Source organism: Specibacter sp. NPDC057265 (assembly GCF_042668835.1).
Lineage (GTDB): Bacteria > Actinomycetota > Actinomycetes > Actinomycetales > Micrococcaceae > Specibacter.
In genome coordinates this window covers 1-19,544 of record NZ_JBHUYE010000018.1, presented here as the reverse complement: position 1 = coordinate 19,544, position 19,544 = coordinate 1, and the positions used below count along the sequence as shown (strand labels likewise).

Genomic DNA, 19,544 nt, shown 5'->3' with positions numbered 1-19,544 from the left:
TCTCAGGCCTCCGCCCCGGCGGACACCAGGCCCACGGTGCTTCCCACCTCGGAGATGGCGGGCTTTTTGCCACGGAAGTTCTCGCAGCAGCCCGGGTTGCAGACATCAAACCACGGGCCCAGCCCGGTCATGGCCGGACGTGCCTCAATGTGGTTTTCCACGGTGCGTTCGCAGATCATGTCCACCAGCCCGGACACGAACTTTTGGTGGGTGCCGGGGGTGGGTGCGCGGTCAAAGACCAGGCCCAGCCCGGCGCACGTTTCAGCCGCCTCGGTGTCGAGGTCCCACAGGACCTCCATGTGGTCGCTGACGAATCCCAAAGGAACCACTACCACGGCCTTGACGCCGGCTTCGGCCTTTTCAGCCAGGGCGTCGTTGATGTCAGGTTCCAGCCACGGCACATGCGGGGCGCCGGAGCGGGACTGGTACACCAGTGACCATTCCTGCGCCGGGTCCACGGCGGCCATGACGGCTTCGGCGGCGGCCAGGTGCTGCGCCACATAGGCCGAGTTCTCCGCAAATTCACGCGGTTCGTTCTCGGAGTGCCCGGCGGCTTCGGCATCGCGGGTGGGGATGGAGTGGGTGGCGAACATGACGTGCACGGGGGCGTCGGGCGTGCCGGCTTCGGCCAGCTCTGCGCGCACCTTGGCCAGGGATGCGGCCGTGCCCTCGATGAAGGGTGTGACGAATCCGGGGTGGTCAAAGTACTGGCGCACCTTGTCCACCGCCAGCTTGCCGTCCAGGCCCGTCTCGGTCAGCGCCATGCCAATGTCCTCGCGGTACTGGCGGCAGCTGGAGTAGCAGGAGTAGGCACTGGTGGTGACCATCAGCAGGCGGCGGTGGCCGGCGTCGTACGCCTGCTGCAGCACAGCGGGAATGTAGGGGTCCCAGTTGCGGTTGCCCCACAGCACGGGCAGGTCAATGTTCCGCGCTGCCAGCTCCGCCTCCAGGGCGGCCTTCAAGGCCCGGTTCTGGGCGTTGATGGGGCTGATGCCGCCGTTTTTGCGGTAGTGGTGGCTGACCTCCTCCAGACGCTCGTCGGGGATGCCGCGGCCGCGGGTGACATTGCGCAGGAAGGGAATGACGTCCTCCTGGCCTTCCGGGCCGCCAAAGGAGGCGAGCAGGATTGCGTCGTAGTGCGCGGGGGCAGCCACGGCATTGGGGGTTGTGGGCCTAGTCATCGCAGGACCTCGGCAATCTCGGCACCAGCCACGCGGCGGCCCGTGTAGAAGGGAACTTCCTCGCGGACGTGCAGACGGGCATCCGAATACCGCAGGGTGCGCATCATGTCCACCAGGTCAATGAGATTATCAGCTTCCAAACCCAGCAACCATTCCCAGTCGCCCAAGGCGAACGCGGAGACGGTGTTGGCTTGGACCTGCGGGTATTCGCGGCCCAGCATGCCGTGTTCGCGCAGCATCCGGGACCTGTCCTCGGCGGGCAGAATGTACCACTCGTAGGAACGCACGAACGGGTAGACGCACAGCCATTCCTTGGCTCCGTGGGTGCCCATGTACGCCGGGGCGTGGGATTTGGCGAACTCCGCCTCGCGGTGCACTCCCATGGCCGACCAGGCAATTTCGGTGGCGGCAAAGAGCGCTGTGCGGCGGATGCTGCGGACAGCCTTTTGCAGCCCTTCAGCGTCCGCGCCCACCAGCCAGACCATGATGTCGGCGTCGTTGCGCATTCCCGAAACGTCATAGCTGCCGCGCAGGGAAATGCTTTCGGCGGCCAGGGTGGCCACCAGCTTTTCAAACTCGGCAAGGGCGGCGTCGCCACCGCTGAACGATCCAGTGCGCTTGAAGACCGTCCACAGCGTGAACGGGGTCTCGCCGGGCGTTTTAGTGACAGATTCTGCGCTTGTGTGGCTCATGTTTTAAGTGTGCACCTCAGGTTGGGGAAACTAAAATCAGTATTCTCTACATTGCGTAGAAAGTGGGGAAGCTCATAGCCGCGCGCTGGCATCCACCGCCGCCCGCACGATCCGCCGGGTTCCGGCCACAATGGCCGCCAGGCCGTTTCCGCTGACCCAGCCGCCCACCAGCATCAGCCCGGGCTGCTCCCCGGCCAAGGCCTGGACCTGGGCCACCTTGGCCTGATGTCCGACGGCGGCGAACGGCAGGGTCCCCGTCCACCGGATGACGTCGGCACCGAGCAGATCGGCCTCGCTCATCTGAACCCCCAACAGCGTGGAGGCGTCGGCAATGGCCGTGGCAATGAGGTCCTCCTCGCGGAAGGTCGCGGGCGTGAGACGGACGGCGTCGGCCGGGTTCCGGGCTGCACGGCCATAGGAAAGCCGCAGCACATGCGTGCCCGGGCCCGTGGAGTCCGCCAGCCAGGGCCACTTGGCGGTGGCGTGGGTGAGCGCCTTGGCGGTGATGCCCGGTGTCTCCGGGGCCACCAGCACCCCGGTGCCGCGCGGTGCAGAGTCCAGCTCGGGCACGTCCACCACGAGCGTGACCAGGCGGATGTCGGGCCCCGGCGCGGGGGCAAAGGGTGCCAGCTCCGGAATTTCCTGCCCCAGCAGTTTCACGGCGGTGGGCCCGTCAGTGGCCACCACCAGCATGGCTGCGCCGTCAAAACCGCGTTCGGTGCCGTGTTCCCAGTCCACGATCCAGCGCGGGGGCGCGCCTCCGTCGTAGTGGGGCTTGGTGCTGTCCGCGGCCTCGGCGGCGTCCCCGCGGTAAACGGCCTTGATGCGGTGGCCGGCATGCAACTGCACCCCGGCGGCGCGCAGCTGCGCCACGAGAGCTGTCACCAGGGTGTGCATGCCGCCGGCCAATCCGGCCACGGCCGACCCCGGCTTGCTGCCGCCGGCGCGCTGGGCTGCCACGGCCGCGGCCAGCGAACCATGTTCACGAATGCCCGCGCGCAGTCCCGGCGCCACCATGTCCACATCCAGCACTTCCGGATCGGCCGAGTGCACGCCAGCCACCACCGGGGCCACGAGACGTTCCAAGACCCGCCTGCCCATCCGGGCACGCACCAGATCCGCCACACTGGACACGGCCTCGGTGGTGCCGACGTTCACGGGCATTTTCGCATCCAAAGCCGCCCGCAGCACGCCGGCCGCGCTCAAGGCCGCCTTGACCTCCGGGGCATTGAGGTCCGCCGGAATCCCCAGCACCCCCGTGCGCGGCAGCGGGATGGGGCCTTCGGGCAGCCAGATGGAGGCACCGGCGGGATCGGGCAGCACAATCTGCTCCGCCATCCCCAGCTCGGTGGCGAGGTCGGCCACGGCGGTGTTGCGCGTGGCGAAGGATTCCGCCCCCGAATCAAGCACCACGCCGGCCACCTCGTGGCTGGCCACGGCCCCGCCCCAGGTGCCCGAGGCTTCATAAACGCTGACGTTGAAACCGGCTGCCAGCAGTTCCTTTGCCGCCACCAAGGCTGAAATCCCGCCGCCCACCACCACTGCATGGTTCGGTGCCGGGTGTGTCTTGGGGCGGTGGGCCTTGGCTGCGGTTTTGCGGTTTTCCATGGTGTCCCTTGCGGCTGTTGCTGCTGGTCTGGCCACGTGCGTCCAAGCTTCGGCGCGGTGGCGAAGAATTCTGTGGTCTTGAATCTGCCGGCACTGCGTCAGCGGGCCGGCGCCAAGGGGGGGCCTAGGGCGCGATCGAGTGGATGAGTTCAACCACGCGGGTCAGAACCGCGGGATCGGTTTCCGGCGGCACCCCGTGGCCCAGGTTCACCACGTGCGACGGCGCTGCGGCGCCAGCTGCCAGGACCTCGCGGACATGGCTTTCCAGCACCTCCCAGGGCGCGCTGAGCAGGGCCGGATCAATGTTGCCCTGCAAGGCAACGGTGCCGCCAAGCCTGCGGTTGGCAACATCGAGCGGCAGCCGGTAGTCAACGCCCATGACGTCGACACCAACGTCGTGCATGGCCCCCAACAATTCGCTGGTGCCGGTGCCAAAGTGGATCAGCGGCACCCCCAGGTCCCGGACATGGTCCAGGGCCCGGGCCGACGCCGGCGCCACGTGCTGGGTGTAGTCGGAAAGTCCCAGCGACCCCGCCCAGGAGTCGAAGAGCTGGCCGGCACTGGCCCCGGCCTCAATTTGGGCGCGCAGGAACTTGCCCGAGGCGTCGGCCGCCCAGTTCATCAGCTGCTTCCAAAGCTCCGGTTCGGCGTGCATCATGGTGCGCGGGCCCAAATGGTCGCGGGAGGGCTTGCCTTCCACCATGTAGGCGGCCACCGTGAAGGGCGCGCCGGCGAATCCAATCAGGGGGGTGCTGCCCAGTTCGGCCACCGTCAAGGCCACGGCCTGACGGATGGGCTCCAGCGCCGCGTCACTGAGCTCGGGCAGGGCCGCAATGTCGGCGGCTGTCCTGATGGGCTTGTCCAACACGGGGCCCACCCCGGGGACAATGTCCACCCCAACACCGGCCAGTTTCAGTGGGATCACAATGTCGGAAAAGAAGATTGCGGCATCAACGTCATGGCGGCGGACGGGCTGGAGCGTGATTTCAGCAGCCATCTCGGGTTTGAGGCAGGAGTCGAGCATGGTGGTGCCCGTGCGGAGTTCCCGGTATTCGGGCAGGGACCGCCCGGCCTGGCGCATGAACCACACCGGGCGCCGGCTTGGTTTTCCCCCGCGGTAGGCGGTGATCAAGGGAGAGTTGCTCGTACGGCCATCCATGAGGGGGTGGCTGGGGCTCAGTGTCATGGCACCACCATACCCAGCCACCCTGAACGCTGCTTGTGCACACCTTGTCAGCGCGGGAGCCGGCGCAGCGGCTCCCGCACGGCACGGCCGGGGGTGCTGGGGGGTAAGCATTCTCACAGCCGTTTACTGACGCTTTTCCCCATCGTGTGAACAAACACCCAGTTTGGAGGACTACGATGGTTCCATTGTGGTTCTCTTTTCACTCGTTGCCTCTCACTCAGACCTGGATCTAGAAACCGTTGCACGCCTCAGCGCAGGTGCAGCGGCGGTCAGTGCTGACATCACGCAGGGCGGCAACGACGTCGCCGGGCTGGTCACGCTGGCCACCTGCAACCGTTACGAGCTCTATGCGCAGGCCCCCAGCGCGGATCATGTGGAGTCCGCCCGCAGCAGCATCGTTGCCGCCATCAGCTCCCGCACCGGCCTGGCCGAATCCGAAGTATCCGCAGCCCTGGCCACTCATGTGGGCCCGGAAGTGCCGCGCCACTTGTTTGCCGTCAGCACGGGGCTGGATTCCGCGGTGGTGGGTGAGCGTGAAATTGCCGGCCAGGTGCGCCGGGCCCTCAGTTCAGCTGAAGAGGAGGGTGTCACCACCCCTCCTCTGGTCAGGCTCTTCCAGGCGGCGGCAAAAACGGCCAAGGACGTGGGCGCACAGACAGCGCTGGGCCGCCGCGGCATGTCCATTGTCTCCGTGGCCCTTGACCTCGCAGCCGAGCTGCAGGAAGCACCCCCCGAGCCTGCCGTCACGGCCGGCCCCCACGGGGCGCCGCAGCCGGGCACGGCACGCCCCGGTCCCCTGGCCGGCAAGACGGCTGTGCTGTTTGGCACTGGCGCCTACGCCGGGGCCGCCATGGCCCAGCTGACCCAACGCGGCTGTACAAATATTTTTGTCTACTCGGCTTCCGGCCGGGCCGAAACCTTCACCGCCTCCCGCGGCGGCACCGCAGTGGATGACGGCACGCTGGCAGCGGCCGTGGCCCAGGCCTCGCTGTTGTTGGGCTGCAGCGGTTCCGACCACAAAATCACCCGGGATGAGCTGGCCTCGATGCGCCAGGAAAGCTCCGGACAGCTCACGGCCATTGACCTGGCCCTGACCCACGACTTTGAACCCGACGTTGCGGAGTTGCCCGGCGTGGACCTGCTGACCTTGGAAACGGTGCGCCAGGCGGCCCCGGCCGAACAGGAATCCACGCTTGCCGAAGCCGCCGCCCTGGTGGCCGAGGCCACCGCCAAATTTGAGCAGACGCAGAATGCACGGGCCCTGGACCACGCCATCGTGGCCCTGCGCAAACACACCATGAGCGTGTTGGATGACGAGCTGGCCAAGGTGCGTAAACAGCACGGCTGCACGGCCGCCACCGCCGAGGTGGAATTTGCCATGCGCCGCATGGTCAAGCAGTTGCTGCACATACCCACGGTCCGGGCCAAGGATCTGGCAGCAGCCGGGGACACGGAAAGCTACCTGGCCGCGCTGGATGTGCTGTATGGTCTGAAAGTTTCCCCCGAGGTCATTGGCTCGGCCGTGGCCGCAGCCGCCCCGGCCGGACCGGCATCCGCGGCCCAGGCCGCCCACCACGGCGCAGCAAGCGCCTAAGCCGCCCCGCTTTCGCCCATCCCCGTCCGGCGCACTGCCGGGCCACGGGTTTTAATGGCCTGCGGCGTGCCAGGCATCAATCCCGCCGGTCAGATGCACCACGTCGGTAAATCCCGCCGCGCGCAGGCTTGCCAGGGCCTGGGCCGACCGGGTGCCCGCCTTGCAATGCAGAATCAGCGGAACCCCCTGTGGCAGCTGATCCAAGGCGGTGCCATTGCGGATGCCGTTGAGCGGGACCAGCACTGAACCGGGGATCCGGGAGATTTGATGTTCCACGGGCTCGCGGACGTCAATGAGGGCAAAATCCTCACGGCCCTCTTCCCGACGGCGCAGGCGGCTGGCAAGTTCGGCGGCAGCAATGGCATCGCCGTCCTCCTCTGCCACGGGGGCCACGCCGCAAAACACCTCATAGTCGATGAGGGTGGTGATGGGGGCCGCTGCAGGGTCCTTGGCAATCCGGATTTCACGCCAGCGTGCAGTGAGGGCGTCAAAAATGAGCAAACGCCCCAGCAGGCTTTGCCCCACGCCGGTTATCAGCTTGACCGCCTCGGTCACCATCATGGCGCCAATGGATGCGCACAGCATGCCAAAAACACCACCCTCGGCGCAGGACGGCACAGAACCCGGGGCGGGCGGCTCGGGATAAAGATCGCGGTAGTTGGGGCCGAACTTGTCCCAAAAGACGCTCACCTGCCCGTCAAAGCGCAGGATCGAACCCCACACATAGGGTTTGCCCAGTATTGCCGCGGCATCGTTGACCAGGTAGCGGGTGGCAAAGTTGTCCGCACCGTCCAAGATCACGTCGTAGTCCGCCAGCAGTTCCAGGGCATTGCCGGAGTCCAACCGCACCGGATGCAGCCGCACGTTGATGTCCGGGTTGAGTTCCATGATGGAATCCCTGGCCGACTCCAGCTTGCTGCGGCCCAAATCCCCCATGCCGTGGATGACCTGACGTTGGAGGTTGCTCAGTTCCACGGTGTCATCGTCAACGATCCCCAGTGTGCCCACCCCGGCGGCAGCCAGATACAACAGGGCCGGAGAGCCCAGGCCACCGGCGCCGATCACCAGGACCCTGGCATTTTTCAGGCGGCGTTGACCGCTCAAACCAATTTCCGGCATGAGCGCATGGCGGGAATACCGTTCCAGCTCGGACGGGCCAAGCTCCGGCCCCGGCTCAACCAAGGGCGGAAGCAGGGGCGTGGACGGGGCGGACGGGGTTTGTCGCAATGAAACCATAGTGCTTAATCTAGTCCGATAAAGCTCCTTTGTTTGACTACCGGCCGGTAGAATGTCACGAACGCCGGGCCCACCACCAGGGCATTGCAAGGAAAGGCAGCCGTCATGACTTCGGATCCCCACGCCAAGGGGCGTGTACCCCAAAAAGGGCAGGCCACGCGCATGCCCAAAGACGAACGCCGCCTGCAATTGCTGTCCTCGGCCCTGGAGGTTTTTGTCAACCACGGCTACCACGGGGCCGCCATGGATGAGATTGCTGAAACGGCCAAGGTCAGCAAGCCCGTGCTGTACCAACACTTCCCCAGCAAAAGGGATCTCTACCTGGCCCTGCTGGACTCCCACCTGGAATCGCTGACCAGCATGCTGGTGGCTGCCTTGAACTCCACCACCGACAATAAATTGCGCGTCCAAGCCACCATGAAGGCCTATTTTCACTTCATGGCCAAGGACGACCAGGCACATCGGCTCGTTTTCGAATCCGATCTGGTCAATGATCCGCAGGTGGCCGCCCGGTTGGAAAAGTTCAACGCCGGGTACGCCGACGCCATTGGAAAAGTCATTGCCGAAGACACCCGGCTCGCTCCTGTGGAAGCCATCCTGCTGGGACGTGCCCTGGCCGGAATGGCCCAGGTCAGCGCCCGTTACTGGCTTGAGGCCAACGGTGACCTGGACATCGATGTGGCCAGTGATTTGGTTTACCGTTTAGCTTGGCGCGGAATCAGCCGCTTCCCCAAGGAATCCTAGCCCGCTGCCCCTACAGTGGGATGTACCCACTTCCATCAGCAGCATGCATCGAGGAGACAACTATGGAAATTAAGATCGGCATTCAAAATGTCAGCCGTGAAATTGTCCTTGAAACCGACCAAAGCGTTGACGACGTCGCCGCGCTGGTCTCCGACGCCCTGTCCAAGGGCACCGAGCTGCGTCTCAATGACCAGAAGGGGCGCCTGGTGATTGTTCCCGGCCACGCCCTGGGCTACGTTGAACTCGGTGGCGAAAAGCCCCGCGGCGTAGGCTTCGCAGCACTCTAGGCCATCTGGCAGCTTCACCAAAGGAACGGATCCTCGACATGGTTGCAGTGGTTGTCATTGCCCTGACGGCGGCGGCCCTGGGCGCCGTGGCCTGGGCCATCACCCAGCACCGGAACACCCTCGGTGCCCTGTTGCCCGCCGGTGCCGCCGTGGCGGTGGCCATGGTGGTGTGGATCACCACCATGGCGCTGGGGCTTGGCCAGCACGCCGCAACACAGTGGATTCCATGGATCGCCGGCATTGCCGCCGCCGGCGCGGCGGCGTGGACCACGGCCGCGCTGGTGGGCCGGCATCGCCACCAGGAATACCTGCGCCGAAGCGGGCAAATTCTGCAAATGCGCTAGTGGGCGGTCAGGTCTGAAACAGCTGTGCGCAGGAACCTTTTGGTATCTGCGCACAGCGCTTTAATGCCCGCTTGCCGGTTAGGCGTCCCCGCCCTGCTCTTCGGTGCAAATGCACAGCCGGTTGCCCTGGGCATCGCTGAGGATGGTCCAACTTGGCGCATGCCGGTCATTGAGGAAACCCCCGGCCGCCACGGTTGCCGCCACCGCGTCCAGGCTCTCACTAAAGGGCACATTGACATCAACATGGATGCTGTTGGGATTCGGTGTGGACGTTTGCTGAAACCACACTCCCGGCCCCCGCCCGTGCGGGTCATACAGGCTCCCGTCGGTGGCGGAACTGTAACCGAGTCCGGCCTTCCATACCCTGCTGATCGCCGCCGGGTTGACGGTGTCAATGGCCAGGTCATAGGACCGCAGCACGTCCGGCCGTGCCGTTGCGCCGGCCTTTGTGGCAGCTGCCGAGATGGCGGTGACCAGCTGAACGTCGCGGGCAGTGACCTTCCGCTGCGCATCGTGGGAACAGCAGGAGACAAATACGGTGTCATACCGCCAGTCAACATCAGGATGATGGTTGGCCTGTTGCGCCAGCTCCCCAATGGCTGCCAACAACTCCAGGGCCGCAGCCGGGGAAGCACATTTAAAGGCGGCCTGCAGCGGACCCAGGTAACGCCAGTGCGGCAGAGTTGCCAAGGCTTGGTCATTTTCAGTCCGGGTCAGGACATCTTGCGCATCCACAGCGAACCCCTTCGTTTGCCGGTATTTATTTCTCCCTTTACAGGTCGGGACGGCCGGCCATGGCCGAGGACGCCAAAGCATGGGATCGCTTGGGAATGCGACCGCCCAGAGCTGCCAGTCTGCCAGCTCTGACCGCGTATTTAAAGGCTTCGGCCATAATTTGCGGGTTCTGGGCCCGGGTCACGGCCGTGGCCAGCAACACTGCGTCGCAGCCCAATTCCATCGCCAGGGCGGCGTCGGAGGCGGTGCCGATGCCGGCGTCGAGAACCACTGGAACACCCGCCCGGGACACTATGAGTTCAATGTTGTGTGGATTGAGGATGCCAAGCCCGGTGCCAATGGGTGCTCCCAACGGCATGACGGCGGCAGCGCCGAGCTGTTCCAGCCGCCATGCCAGCACCGGGTCGTCATTGGTGTAGGCGAAGACCTTGAAGCCGCGGTTGACCAGCTGCTCGGTGGCATCGGCCAGTTCCAGGGCGTCGGGCAGCAGGGTGTGCTCATCGGCCACAACCTCCAGTTTCACCCAGTCGGTCTCCAGGGCCTCGCGCGCCAGTTCAGCCGTCATGGCGGCTTCCCTGGCCGTGAAACAGCCGGCGGTGTTGGGCAGGATGCGGATGTTGTTCTCCAGCAGCAGCTTGAATAAATTCGTGCCGCCGCCGGACGCCTCCTGGACACTGTAGCGGCGCATGGCCACGGTGGTCAGTTCGGTTTCGGACACGCGCAGGGCAGCTTCCAGCCCGGACAGGCTGGGCGCACCGCCGGTGCCCATGATCAGACGGGATTCAAGGCTCACCCCGGCGATGACAAGGGGATCGTTGGGGGCAAGGTTTTCAGTCATGGGATTTCACTTTCCTGCAGGAACTAAACAAGGACGCCACGGGGCCCCGCGGCGGGTGGCCGGGCAGCTGCGCAGTTCAGCCACCCTGGACGGCCGTGACGATTTCCAGTTCGTCGGCATGTCCCACAGCTGTCAGCGCCCACTGGCTGCGGGGCACCACATGGGCGTTGCGGGCCACGGCCACGCCGAGGCGGCCGCCGTCGGCCGCCTGCCCGGTGGGCAGCAGGGCACGTCCGGTGACCGCAGTGACCAGATCGGCCACCGTGGTTCCCTCAGCCACCTGGTGCGCGGCGCCGTTGAGATCAATGGTGTTCATGGAAGCTCCTCATGTGACGGCCCCGGAAGGGTGGGGCACAGGTTGGGGGACAAAGTGGGTGAAAACCGGTCCGGGCGGAAGGGCAGCCACGCCAGGTCGGTGATGCCGCCCAACAGTTGGCGGCACAGCTGCCCGGCCATGGCCGTCAGCAGCACCCCGTGGCGGAAAAAGCCGGTGGCAATGATCAGTCCCGGAATGTCCTGGCCGCCTTCCCCCGCCACCCGGCCCAGCAGCGGGGCATTGTCCGGTGTCCCGGGCCGGGCCCGGGCGGTGCATTCGAGCAGTTCCAGCTCGGCCACGGCAGGGACCAGGAGCTGGGCGTCCCGCAACAGCTGGTGCACGCCTCCGGCGCTGACCCCTGCCGTTTTGTCCTCCCGGCTCGTGGCGCCAATGACCACCGTGCCGTCGGAACGGGGAACAATGTACACCGGCATCCCCCGCACCATCCCGCGCACCGTGTGGGTGATCAGTGGGCGCAGGTGTCCGGGGACGCGCAGGCGCAAAATATCGCCGTGCACCGGGCGCAGCGGCAGTTCCAGGCCCCGCGGCAGTGCCTGCAATTCAGCCGCGCCCAGGCCATTGGCCACAATGACCTCCCGGGCGTGGATTTCACGGCCGTCAGCCAGGGCGACGCCGGTGACGCGGCCTTGGGCGTGCCTGCCGGCGTGCTCCCACAACAGCGCGGCAGCCTGCCCGGCCACGAACGCCCCTTCCCCGTCCCCACGTGCGGCGGCCACTTCATTGAGGCGCTGACGCAGCGCGGCGGCGGTGGCCCGCGGATCAAGCTGGTGGTCGCCGGCGATGCGCAGGGCGCAGGAAATCTGGGGACTGAGCAGGGGCTCGGCAGCCCGCGCGTCCTTGATGCTCAGCTGTTCCACCTGCAGTCCGTGCTGGAGCTGCACGGTGCGCAAATCGGCCAGCGCCTGCCGGTCCGCGGCGTCGGCCCCCACAACGAGGGTCGGCGTCGTAACAAATCCCGTCTCCGGCAGACCTGGTGCGTCCAGGGAGGCCAGCAGCTCGGGCCACAGCGCGGCGGAGGCGAGCATGAGTTCCAGCAGGGGCTGCTCTTGATAGTGCAGTTCGCTGATGGCCGCCAACATCCCGGCCGCGGCGAAGGTGGCTCCGGAGGCAGGGGCGGGGTCTATCACTTTTACGCTTCGGCCCGAGCGTTGGGCTTCCCAGGCAATGCCAAGGCCCACAATGCCACCGCCAATGACTGCCACGTCAAGGGTGGGGGGTGCTGGAGTGCCGGAGCCGGGCATTGAAGATCCCATGTATTTTCCTTTCCTACGCCGGCATGACCCGGATCAGGTTCCACGCCCACAAGGGGGCGAATGTCGGTCGACGCATCAGGCGTCCTCTCAGCCAGCTTCACTGGCTCCCGCGGTACTGCACTAGTCTATGAGACATGCACAGCTCTTCTGCCATCCATGACGCCATGCCCGCTGCCGACGCACCCTCCACGGCGCCCCAACTGGCCGCGGCCAGACTATATTTATGCACCGACGCCCGCACCCGTCAGGGGGATTTCGCCGATTTTCTACGCGCAGCCTATGCCGGCGGCGTGGACATCATCCAGCTGCGCGACAAGTCCATTGAGGCCGCCGAGGAGCTGGAGCTGCTGGCCGTGTTGCGTTCCGTGGCGGAGGAATCCGGCAAGTTGTGGGCCGTGAATGACAGGGCCGACCTTGCCTCCCTCAGCGGTGCGCCCGTGTTCCACATTGGCCAGAAGGATCTGCCGCTGCCGGCCGCCCGCTCGCTGGTGGGCCCGGTGTCGATGGGGCTCTCCAGCCACGACCCCGCCCAGGTATCCGCCGCCGCGGCCCACCCGGACGCCGACTACTTCTGTGTGGGCCCGCTGTGGGCCACCCCCACCAAACCGGGCCGGGCCGCCGTCGGGCTCTCCCTGGTGGAACATGCCGCCTCGCTGGGCACGGCCAAGCCGTGGTTCGCCATTGGTGGTGTGGACCTGTCCACCGTGGACCAGGTCATCGACGCCGGTGCCTCGCGGATAGTTGTGGTCCGCGCCATCACCGACGCCGCGGATCCCACCGCGGCCGCCCAAGAACTGCTCTCCCGCCTGCCTGCACTGGGGTAGCACCCAGGGCACGCCACCAGGGTCGCCGCCGGGCCTAGCGCACGACGCCGGTGGCAACCTTGCGCGGATCCGAATCGGTCACCATTGCCGTAAATTCAGACTCAATCACGGGATTTTCCTTGTAGGTGAACTTGGAGACGGCCACTGCCACAATCAGGTTCAGGAGGAATGCGGGCACAATCTCGTACATTGCATCATGCAACACCGGCGTCTTTCCCCAGACAAACACCACCACCGTGGCCACAACCATGCCCGCCAGGGCACCCTGCGAGCTCAGCTTGCGCCAGTACAGGCTCAGCAGGACCACAGGACCAAAGGCGGCCCCAAAGCCGGCCCAGGCGAAGGACACCAGCTCCAGGATGCTCGATTCCCTGTCCAGGGCGATGAGGGCTGCAACGACGGCAATCACCAGCACGCCGAGCCGGCCCAGAATGACCTGCTGCTTGGCCGTGGACTGGCGCCCGGTCATGTTGTACAGGTCCTCAACGAGCGCCGAGGAACACACAATGAGCTGGGAGGAGATGGTGGACATGATGGCGGCAAGCACGGCCGCCAGGACCAGGCCGGCCACGAACGGGTGGAAGAATATCTGGCTCAATTTCAGGAACACCGTTTCCGGGTCGCCAAGCTCCAGAGCGGGATTGTCGGCAAAGTAGGCGATGCCAATCAATGCCGTGCTGACAGCCCCGGCCGCCGTCAAAATCATCCAGCCAATGCCAATGCGGCGCCCCGCCTTGGCATCCTGCGGGGAACGCAACGCCATGAACCGGACAATGATGTGGGGCTGGCCAAAGTAGCCCAGGCCCCATGCAGCGGTGGAAAAGATGCCCACCAGCCACACCAGGGTGTTCCCCTCCCCAAAGCCCCTGAACAAGTTCAAGGCCTCGGGGTCGATGTTTTGCAAGCGCGTCACCGTGGCGCCAACGCCGCCGGTTTGGATCACGGCCATCACCGGGACCACCATCAGCGCGGCAAACATCAGCAGGCCCTGGGCCACATCCGTCAGCGTGGCCCCAATGAACCCGCCAAAGAGCGTGTAAGCCAGCGTGACCACCGTGACCACGCCCATGCCGGCCAGGTACGACCAGCCAAAGGATCCCTCAAAGAACTTTCCGGCCGCCACCATGCCCGAGGACACATAGAAGGTAAAGAACACCAGGATAATGGCCGCCGCGGCAATGCGCAGCAGGTGCGAGTTGTCCTTGAGGCGCTTTTCAAAAAAGCTGGGGACGGTAATGGCGTTCTGTGAAATAAATGTGTAGGAACGCAACCTTGGCGCCACGAACTTCCAGTTCAACCAAGCCCCGATGGTGAGGCCTATGGCAATCCATGCCTCCACCAGTCCAGTGAGATAAATGGCCCCGGGAAGGCCCATGAGGAGCCAGCCTGACATGTCCGAGGCGCCGGCGGAAAGCGCGGCAACCCCTGGCTTGAGCCCGCGGCCGGCAAGCATGTAGTCGTCGAGGTCGTCTGTTTTTTTGAAGGCAAAGTATCCAATGGCGAGCATCCCCGCCAAATAGACGGCGATGGCCAGCAGTTGAAAAACTTGGTCTGACATGGGGCATTCCTTTGCGGTTTGTGACACTTCATCGGGTCATCGATGGCACACGCGCCGGGTGCACCTACTGCGCAGCGAATACGGGCCTATGCAGGCCCTGGTCCGTATAACGTACCAAAGTTGGTGGACAAATTCTTCAAACGCAGCCGGGGCCGTGGCGAGGGGCGACCGGGCAGCACGCCTTGGACAAAGCTTCGCCGGGATTCAAAGGGCACGTCCGGAGCACCGAGTGCCGGCTTTCCCTGCCGGCCAGAGAGCTGAAAATCCACTGCGCCGGGAAATGGCCGTCAGCAGGACCGAGGCATGGTGGCCGGAGGATGCTGGGCTGGCGGCTCAATGGTGAGGGCAATCTTGCGCAGCAGCGCAGCCAACTGCAGCTGTTCCTTGGCGCTGAGCCCGGCGAGCATCTCACGGTCCCCTGTCAACAGGCGTGGAAACTCGCGGTCCACAAGTTCCTCGCCCTGAGCGGTCAGCCGCATCAGGACCACCCGGCCGTCCCGCTCCCACGGCAGCCGTTCAATGAAGCCGCGCTTGACCAGCCGTTCGGCGTTCTTCGTGGTGGAGGCGCCGCTGAGCATGGTGGCGGCAGTGACCTCGCTGGCACGCATGGGCCCATCGCCCCGGGCCAGGGTGCACAGCACGTCAAATTCGGCCCGGGTGATCTCCGCCGGCAGCAGCTCGCGGCCGGCGCGCTGGGAGGCCAGCGCACCAATCCTGCCAATGCGTCCCATGACCTCAATGCTGGACACATCGAGTTCCGGACGTGAACGCTCCCATCCTTGGCGTGCCCGGTCCACGAAGTCCACATTTTTGCCAGTCATGCATCCAGTCTAGAGACGACTCTCACAGACCCCGAAACTATTTTACTAGTAAAATACCTAATAGACTGGGCAGATGATGTCCGCCCCTCGGTCCCAGCACATTGGCGCTGCACTGGCCCATGCCTTCTCCCCTGCCGCCTGGCGCGGCGCCTTTGTACTTCGTCCCGCCGACGCCATCTTCGCCACCGCCATCAAGGTGGGTGTTGCAGCGTCCATTGTTTTGCTTGCCGGGGGCTTGTTGGGTGAGCGGCAGCTGGCAGGGATTGCGGCGCTGGGTGCATTGACCAGCGCCTTCGGCCGCTACCAGCCGTATTCGCGGCTGGCCCGCATGATGGCCATTGTGGCCATCGGCATGCTTGTCTCCATTGCTGTGGGGGCCTTGCTGGGGGCCGCGGGAGTCACCATGCTGAGCCAAATTGTGCTCTTGTCGGCACTGGCTGCGGTGGCTTCGCACATTTTCACGGCGTTTCGCATCACCGGGCCCGGCGCCGTCATCCTGGTCTTCGCAGCGGGGGCAGGCGCTGGCTACACCCACAATTTTGCGGCCCTCCCCCGGCCACTCATTGCCATGGGCATCGGCGTGGTGGTGGGGTGGTTGGCGGCCATGGCCCCGGTGCTGGTGGTCCCGCTGGGTCCGGCCCGCCTGGCCGTGGCCCGCGCCCTGGCAGCCGTCCGGAAACCGGCAACGGACGACGCCGGCCCCCACCGTGACGCCGCCGCCACCGCCCTGCGCTCGGCACGGGAATCGGTGATCCTCAGCTCCGGAAACTTCCGCCGGAACAGCCGGCGCTCGCAGCGCCTGCACCACCACGCCAGGCACCTGCATGCGCTTCTGAATGAGGCAGCTGCGGCGTGGGAACTGGGCAACACCGCACACTCCAGCCCCGCCGCCCACGCGGCGCTTTCGAAGTTGGCAGACCACGAAAAAGCCCTGCGCAGGCTGGGAGGCATCCCGGTGCCGGGGGAACACATGCCAGATGCCTCCAGCAATGACGCTGCCGCCGCGTGGGCGGAGCCGCCCACGTTTTTCGCAGCCGCCCTGCCGGGGCTGGGCTCCGCATCCAGCATGGTCCATGCCCTGCGCATTGCCGCCGCCGCCATGCTTTCCGGGTGGGCCGCCGTCGGACTGGGTTTTGACCATCCGCTGTGGGCCACCATGGGCGCAGTGGCCGCCTTGCAGGGGATGAATTACGCCATGACCGTCCAACGCAGCATCCAACGTTTGGTGGGAAACGTGGTGGGGGCGGCCGTGGCCCTGGTGTTGCTGTCGCTCCCGCTCGGCTTTTGGCCGTCGGTGCTGTTGGTCGTGGCCTTCCAGGTCTTGGCCGAACTTTTGGTGCTGAAAAACTACACCTTGACCACCATTGCCGTCACACCCATGGCGTTGATCATGACCGGCTTGGGGTCTGCATTGGAGCCCACGGCAGCCATCAGCCGCGTGGCGGACACCCTGGTCGGTGTGGTCATTGGAACCCTGGTGGCAGCCGTGAGCATTTCCCTGGCCGACCGCCACCACGTCGTTGACACGAAGGCGGCTGCGCTCAAGCGCCAGCTGGGATGACCGCTTTGCCGCCGTTCTTCTCCGCGATGCACTGTGGATGCCACCGGCCCGCCTGACATCAGCCGGCACAGCAAGTGAAAGCCGCCAATCCCGGCACGCCCGGGCTGCGGGGTCCACGGTTTGCCAGTCGTGGATCCGGGTCGCAGATGCCGCCTGCAGGTCTGGGACGACGCCGGCCCCAACCGTGACGCCGCCGCCACTGCCCTGCGCATGGCACGGGAATCGGTGATCCTCAGCTCCGGAAACTTCCGCCCGAACAGCCGGCGCTCGCAGCGCCTGCACCACCACGCCAGGCACCTGCATGCGCTTCTCAATGAGGCAGCTGCAGCTTGGGTCGCCATGGACACCCAGGGTTCAGGCACTGCCACTGCGGCGCTTTCGAAGTTGGCGCAGCACGAAACGGCGCTGCGCAGGCTCGGCGGCATTCCAGCAGGAGAGCACACATCAGGGCCCCAAGCCTCAGGAACGGCGGATCGCGGCGTTGCCACCGCGTGGGCGGCTCCACCCATGTTTTTGGCTGCCTCCCTGCCGGATCTCCGCTCGGCTTCGAGCGCTTTCCGTTCCGTGCGCACTGTCGCCGCGGCCCTGTTTGCCGGGTGGGCCGCCATGGGGCTGGGTTTTGACCACCCGTGGTGGGCCACCATGGGTGCCATAGCCGCGTTGCAGGGGATGAATTATGCAGTGACGGTGGAGCGCAGCATCCAGTGCCTGGTGGGCAATGTGGTGGGGGCGGCCGTGGCCCTGCTGTTGCTTTCGCTTCCGCTGGGTTTTTGGCCGTCGGTGCTGTTCATAGTGCTCTTCCAAGTGTTGGCCGAACTTTTAATGCTGACGAACTACACCTTGTCCACCATTGCCGTCACGCCGGTGGCGTTGATCATCACGGGTTTGGGATCCACGCTCCCTCCCATCGCTGCCATCAGCCGCGTGGCGGACACCCTGGTGGGTGTGGTCATTGGAACGCTGGTGGCAGCCGTGAGCATTTCATTCGCCGACCGCCACCACGTCGTTGACGCTAGGCACGCGGTGCCAACTCCATAGCCGTGGCCAGGAGCTCAAAGCTGCGGATCCAGGCGGTGCGGTCGGTGATTTGCGAGGCCACAATGAGCTCGTCGGCATCGGCCGTCGCGGCGAAGCCGTCAAGGTATGCACGCACCACGTCAGGAGTGCCCACGGCCGCGTAACGGAACATGGTATCCACCTGGTGGCCGGCGGGGGAATCCAGCAGCATGTCCATCTCGGCATCGGTGAACGTCTGGCCACGCCCCACCAGGGAGGCCACGCGGCTTCGCCTGGCCTGCAGGGACATCCGCTCAGCCTCTTGTTGGGTGTCGGCGACAATGGCATTGACACCGGCAATCACGTATGGCTGCGCCAGCGCCGCGGAGGGCTTGAACTCGCGGCGGTAGATGCGCACTGCATCTTCCAAAGCCTGCGGGGCAAAATGTGAGGCAAAGGAATACGGCAACCCCAGGGCTGCGGCCAGCCGGGCCCCAAACAGCGAAGAGCCCAAAATGTACAGCGGCACGTTGGTGTCCTTGCCCGGGTAGGCATTGACCCCGGAAATGCGGGTTTGACCGGCAAAATATGCCTGCAGTTCCTGCACGTCGGAGGGGAAGGTGTCAGCTGCTGACGGGTCACGGCGCAGGGCCCGCATGGTGTTTTGGTCGCTGCCGGGTGCACGGCCCAACCCCAGGTCGATGCGCCCAGGGTGCAGCGTTTCCAGGGTGCCAAACTGCTCGGCAATCTGCAGGGGCGAATGGTTGGGCAGCATGATGCCGCCGGCACCGAGCCGGATGCTCTTGGTGCTGGCTGCGACGTGGGCAATCAACACACTGGTGGCGGAGGAGGCAATGGAAGGCATGTTGTGGTGCTCGGCAAACCAAATGCGCGTGTACCCCCACCCTTCAGCCTTCTGCGCCAATTCCACGGAGGAGGCAAAGCTTGCGGCAATGCCGTCATCGCCCACATGGGCCAGGTCAAGGATGGACAGGGGCAAAGTCATAGCGTGACGCCTTTCAAAAGGGGTTTCCCTAGCGCCAACCTGCCAGCGGCCAAGGATATTTCCGCCAGTGGCCAGGCTCACCGCCGGGGCGCATCTCCCGGGCGCGGCCGTGACCGCACCGGTCATCCGAGGCAGGTCCCGCACAGGCCAGCAAAGTGAAATTTCCCCGGCTCATCCTGACACCGGCGTGTCTGCGGGAACCTTTTGCGTGGACAGGTGCACACTGGCCCCACCTGCCACAGACGGTCCGGGAAGTGCCCTGGGGGGATAGTTGCCGTGCTGCGGGCGGCGGGGCCGGTGCTGCCCCGGCTCGGAGTGAAGGGGATATGACGTGTGCCTTGCCTGAGGCTGCCGTTGTTCGGCGAACCAGCCCCCCGGCGGTCCCGGCGGGTATGAGGACAATGCTGGTTTTCCCCACCGGCCCCATGGTGTCAGGGGCCATGGTTGCCCCGAGGCAGGCTGCCCAACCGGCCCCGTGCCCAGCAGCAGCTTCCCCATTGCACAGTGGTCAGGTGCAGGGAATCCAAGGCGTGGCGGGCAGTGGATTCGGGTCTGAGGGCAACGCGGAAGGCAGGTACCACTGCGGCGCCCAACACCAGAGGGGCGCCGGGGCCTGCGGGCTCAAAGGCGCCGTTTCCGTGCCGACGCCTAGGGCGTGTCTCCCAAATAGGTTGGTCGTTGGTTGATTAACTTGGAGGGTGTCGCGTTTTCAAGTTTTTACAGATGACCAATGGGCCCGTGTT

General features: G+C 65.5%; 19 protein-coding genes and 1 riboswitch. Of the genes, 7 read left to right on the top strand and 12 right to left on the bottom strand.

Annotated features, from left to right (window positions below):
* Nucleotides 1-2 precede the first annotated feature (2 nt).
* The 4 genes from ACFUCV_RS12085 to hemE form a co-directional block, all read right to left on the bottom strand.
* Nucleotides 3-1,181: a ferrochelatase gene (locus ACFUCV_RS12085; RefSeq protein WP_380815989.1), complete on the bottom strand. Its 1,179-nt coding sequence runs from the start codon at nucleotides 1,179-1,181 to the stop codon at nucleotides 3-5.
* Entirely contained in the window at nucleotides 1,178-1,873 is a 696-nt protein-coding gene (gene hemQ, locus ACFUCV_RS12080) for a hydrogen peroxide-dependent heme synthase (RefSeq protein ID WP_380815987.1), read from the bottom strand. Before hemQ ends, ACFUCV_RS12085 begins: the two co-directional genes overlap by 4 nt.
* Before the next feature lie 72 nt (nucleotides 1,874-1,945).
* Nucleotides 1,946-3,481, bottom strand: a complete 1,536-nt coding sequence (hemG, locus tag ACFUCV_RS12075; protein WP_380815985.1) for a protoporphyrinogen oxidase — start codon at nucleotides 3,479-3,481, stop codon at nucleotides 1,946-1,948.
* A 124-nt stretch (nucleotides 3,482-3,605) separates the two neighbouring features.
* Nucleotides 3,606-4,667 (bottom strand): uroporphyrinogen decarboxylase, encoded by a 1,062-nt coding sequence (hemE, locus tag ACFUCV_RS12070; RefSeq protein WP_380815982.1) that lies wholly within the window; start codon nucleotides 4,665-4,667, stop codon nucleotides 3,606-3,608.
* 187 nt (nucleotides 4,668-4,854) lie between these two features.
* Between hemE and ACFUCV_RS12065 the strand changes: the two genes are divergently transcribed.
* On the top strand, nucleotides 4,855-6,261 hold the full coding sequence (locus ACFUCV_RS12065; RefSeq protein WP_380816063.1) for a glutamyl-tRNA reductase: 1,407 nt from the start codon (nucleotides 4,855-4,857) through the stop codon (nucleotides 6,259-6,261).
* 51 nt (nucleotides 6,262-6,312) lie between these two features.
* On the opposite strand, the gene moeB is transcribed toward ACFUCV_RS12065, so the two are convergent.
* Nucleotides 6,313-7,497, bottom strand: coding sequence for a molybdopterin-synthase adenylyltransferase MoeB (gene moeB / locus ACFUCV_RS12060; RefSeq protein WP_380815980.1), 1,185 nt, complete (start codon nucleotides 7,495-7,497; stop codon nucleotides 6,313-6,315).
* Between the two features lie 105 nt (nucleotides 7,498-7,602).
* On the opposite strand from moeB, the gene ACFUCV_RS12055 reads away from it, so the two are divergent.
* The 3 genes from ACFUCV_RS12055 to ACFUCV_RS12045 all read left to right on the top strand — a co-directional run bounded on the left by ACFUCV_RS12055 (nucleotide 7,603) and on the right by ACFUCV_RS12045 (nucleotide 8,872).
* The gene (locus ACFUCV_RS12055; RefSeq protein WP_380815978.1) at nucleotides 7,603-8,241 is read left to right on the top strand and encodes a TetR/AcrR family transcriptional regulator; all 639 of its coding nucleotides are present in this window, start codon (nucleotides 7,603-7,605) and stop codon (nucleotides 8,239-8,241) included.
* A 62-nt stretch (nucleotides 8,242-8,303) separates the two neighbouring features.
* A complete protein-coding gene (locus tag ACFUCV_RS12050) occupies nucleotides 8,304-8,528 on the top strand; it encodes a DUF3107 domain-containing protein (protein ID WP_380815976.1) in 225 nt (74 codons plus the stop codon).
* A 38-nt stretch (nucleotides 8,529-8,566) separates the two neighbouring features.
* Complete coding sequence (locus tag ACFUCV_RS12045; RefSeq protein WP_380815974.1) at nucleotides 8,567-8,872, top strand: hypothetical protein; 306 nt, start codon at nucleotides 8,567-8,569, stop codon at nucleotides 8,870-8,872.
* A 78-nt stretch (nucleotides 8,873-8,950) separates the two neighbouring features.
* Here ACFUCV_RS12045 and ACFUCV_RS12040 read toward each other — a convergent pair whose 3' ends face one another.
* From ACFUCV_RS12040 to thiO, 4 genes are all read right to left on the bottom strand, one after another.
* Nucleotides 8,951-9,607 carry a 4a-hydroxytetrahydrobiopterin dehydratase gene (locus tag ACFUCV_RS12040; RefSeq protein ID WP_380815972.1) on the bottom strand — a complete coding sequence of 219 codons (657 nt, stop codon included), beginning with the start codon at nucleotides 9,605-9,607 and terminating at the stop codon, nucleotides 8,951-8,953.
* 37 nt (nucleotides 9,608-9,644) lie between these two features.
* Nucleotides 9,645-10,445 (bottom strand): thiazole synthase, encoded by an 801-nt coding sequence (locus tag ACFUCV_RS12035; RefSeq protein WP_380815970.1) that lies wholly within the window; start codon nucleotides 10,443-10,445, stop codon nucleotides 9,645-9,647.
* Between the two features lie 76 nt (nucleotides 10,446-10,521).
* The gene (thiS, locus tag ACFUCV_RS12030; RefSeq protein WP_380815966.1) at nucleotides 10,522-10,761 is read right to left on the bottom strand and encodes a sulfur carrier protein ThiS; all 240 of its coding nucleotides are present in this window, start codon (nucleotides 10,759-10,761) and stop codon (nucleotides 10,522-10,524) included.
* Nucleotides 10,758-12,035, bottom strand: a complete 1,278-nt coding sequence (thiO, locus tag ACFUCV_RS12025) for a glycine oxidase ThiO (RefSeq protein ID WP_380815964.1) — start codon at nucleotides 12,033-12,035, stop codon at nucleotides 10,758-10,760. The genes thiS and thiO overlap by 4 nt, the downstream gene beginning before the upstream one ends.
* Nucleotides 12,029-12,155, bottom strand: a riboswitch (TPP riboswitch). Its footprint overlaps the gene before it by 7 nt.
* Before the next feature lie 14 nt (nucleotides 12,156-12,169).
* On the opposite strand from thiO, the gene thiE reads away from it, so the two are divergent.
* On the top strand, nucleotides 12,170-12,859 hold the full coding sequence (gene thiE, locus ACFUCV_RS12020; protein ID WP_380815961.1) for a thiamine phosphate synthase: 690 nt from the start codon (nucleotides 12,170-12,172) through the stop codon (nucleotides 12,857-12,859).
* A gap of 34 nt (nucleotides 12,860-12,893) precedes the next feature.
* Here the strand turns inward: thiE and putP are convergent, their stop codons facing one another.
* Both putP and ACFUCV_RS12010 read right to left on the bottom strand, forming a co-directional pair.
* Nucleotides 12,894-14,417 (bottom strand): sodium/proline symporter PutP, encoded by a 1,524-nt coding sequence (putP, locus tag ACFUCV_RS12015; RefSeq protein ID WP_380815956.1) that lies wholly within the window; start codon nucleotides 14,415-14,417, stop codon nucleotides 12,894-12,896.
* A gap of 287 nt (nucleotides 14,418-14,704) precedes the next feature.
* Complete coding sequence (locus ACFUCV_RS12010; protein ID WP_380815954.1) at nucleotides 14,705-15,238, bottom strand: MarR family winged helix-turn-helix transcriptional regulator; 534 nt, start codon at nucleotides 15,236-15,238, stop codon at nucleotides 14,705-14,707.
* A 73-nt stretch (nucleotides 15,239-15,311) separates the two neighbouring features.
* On the opposite strand from ACFUCV_RS12010, the gene ACFUCV_RS12005 reads away from it, so the two are divergent.
* Both ACFUCV_RS12005 and ACFUCV_RS12000 read left to right on the top strand, forming a co-directional pair.
* Nucleotides 15,312-16,799 carry an FUSC family protein gene (locus ACFUCV_RS12005; protein WP_380815951.1) on the top strand — a complete coding sequence of 496 codons (1,488 nt, stop codon included), beginning with the start codon at nucleotides 15,312-15,314 and terminating at the stop codon, nucleotides 16,797-16,799.
* Nucleotides 16,800-16,928: 129 nt separating this feature from the next.
* On the top strand, nucleotides 16,929-17,837 hold the full coding sequence (locus ACFUCV_RS12000; protein ID WP_380815949.1) for an FUSC family protein: 909 nt from the start codon (nucleotides 16,929-16,931) through the stop codon (nucleotides 17,835-17,837).
* Here ACFUCV_RS12000 and ACFUCV_RS11995 read toward each other — a convergent pair.
* Complete coding sequence (locus ACFUCV_RS11995; protein ID WP_380815947.1) at nucleotides 17,812-18,801, bottom strand: LLM class flavin-dependent oxidoreductase; 990 nt, start codon at nucleotides 18,799-18,801, stop codon at nucleotides 17,812-17,814. The two genes, ACFUCV_RS12000 and ACFUCV_RS11995, sit on opposite strands and share 26 nt — an antisense overlap.
* Between the last annotated feature and the right edge of the window lie 743 nt (nucleotides 18,802-19,544).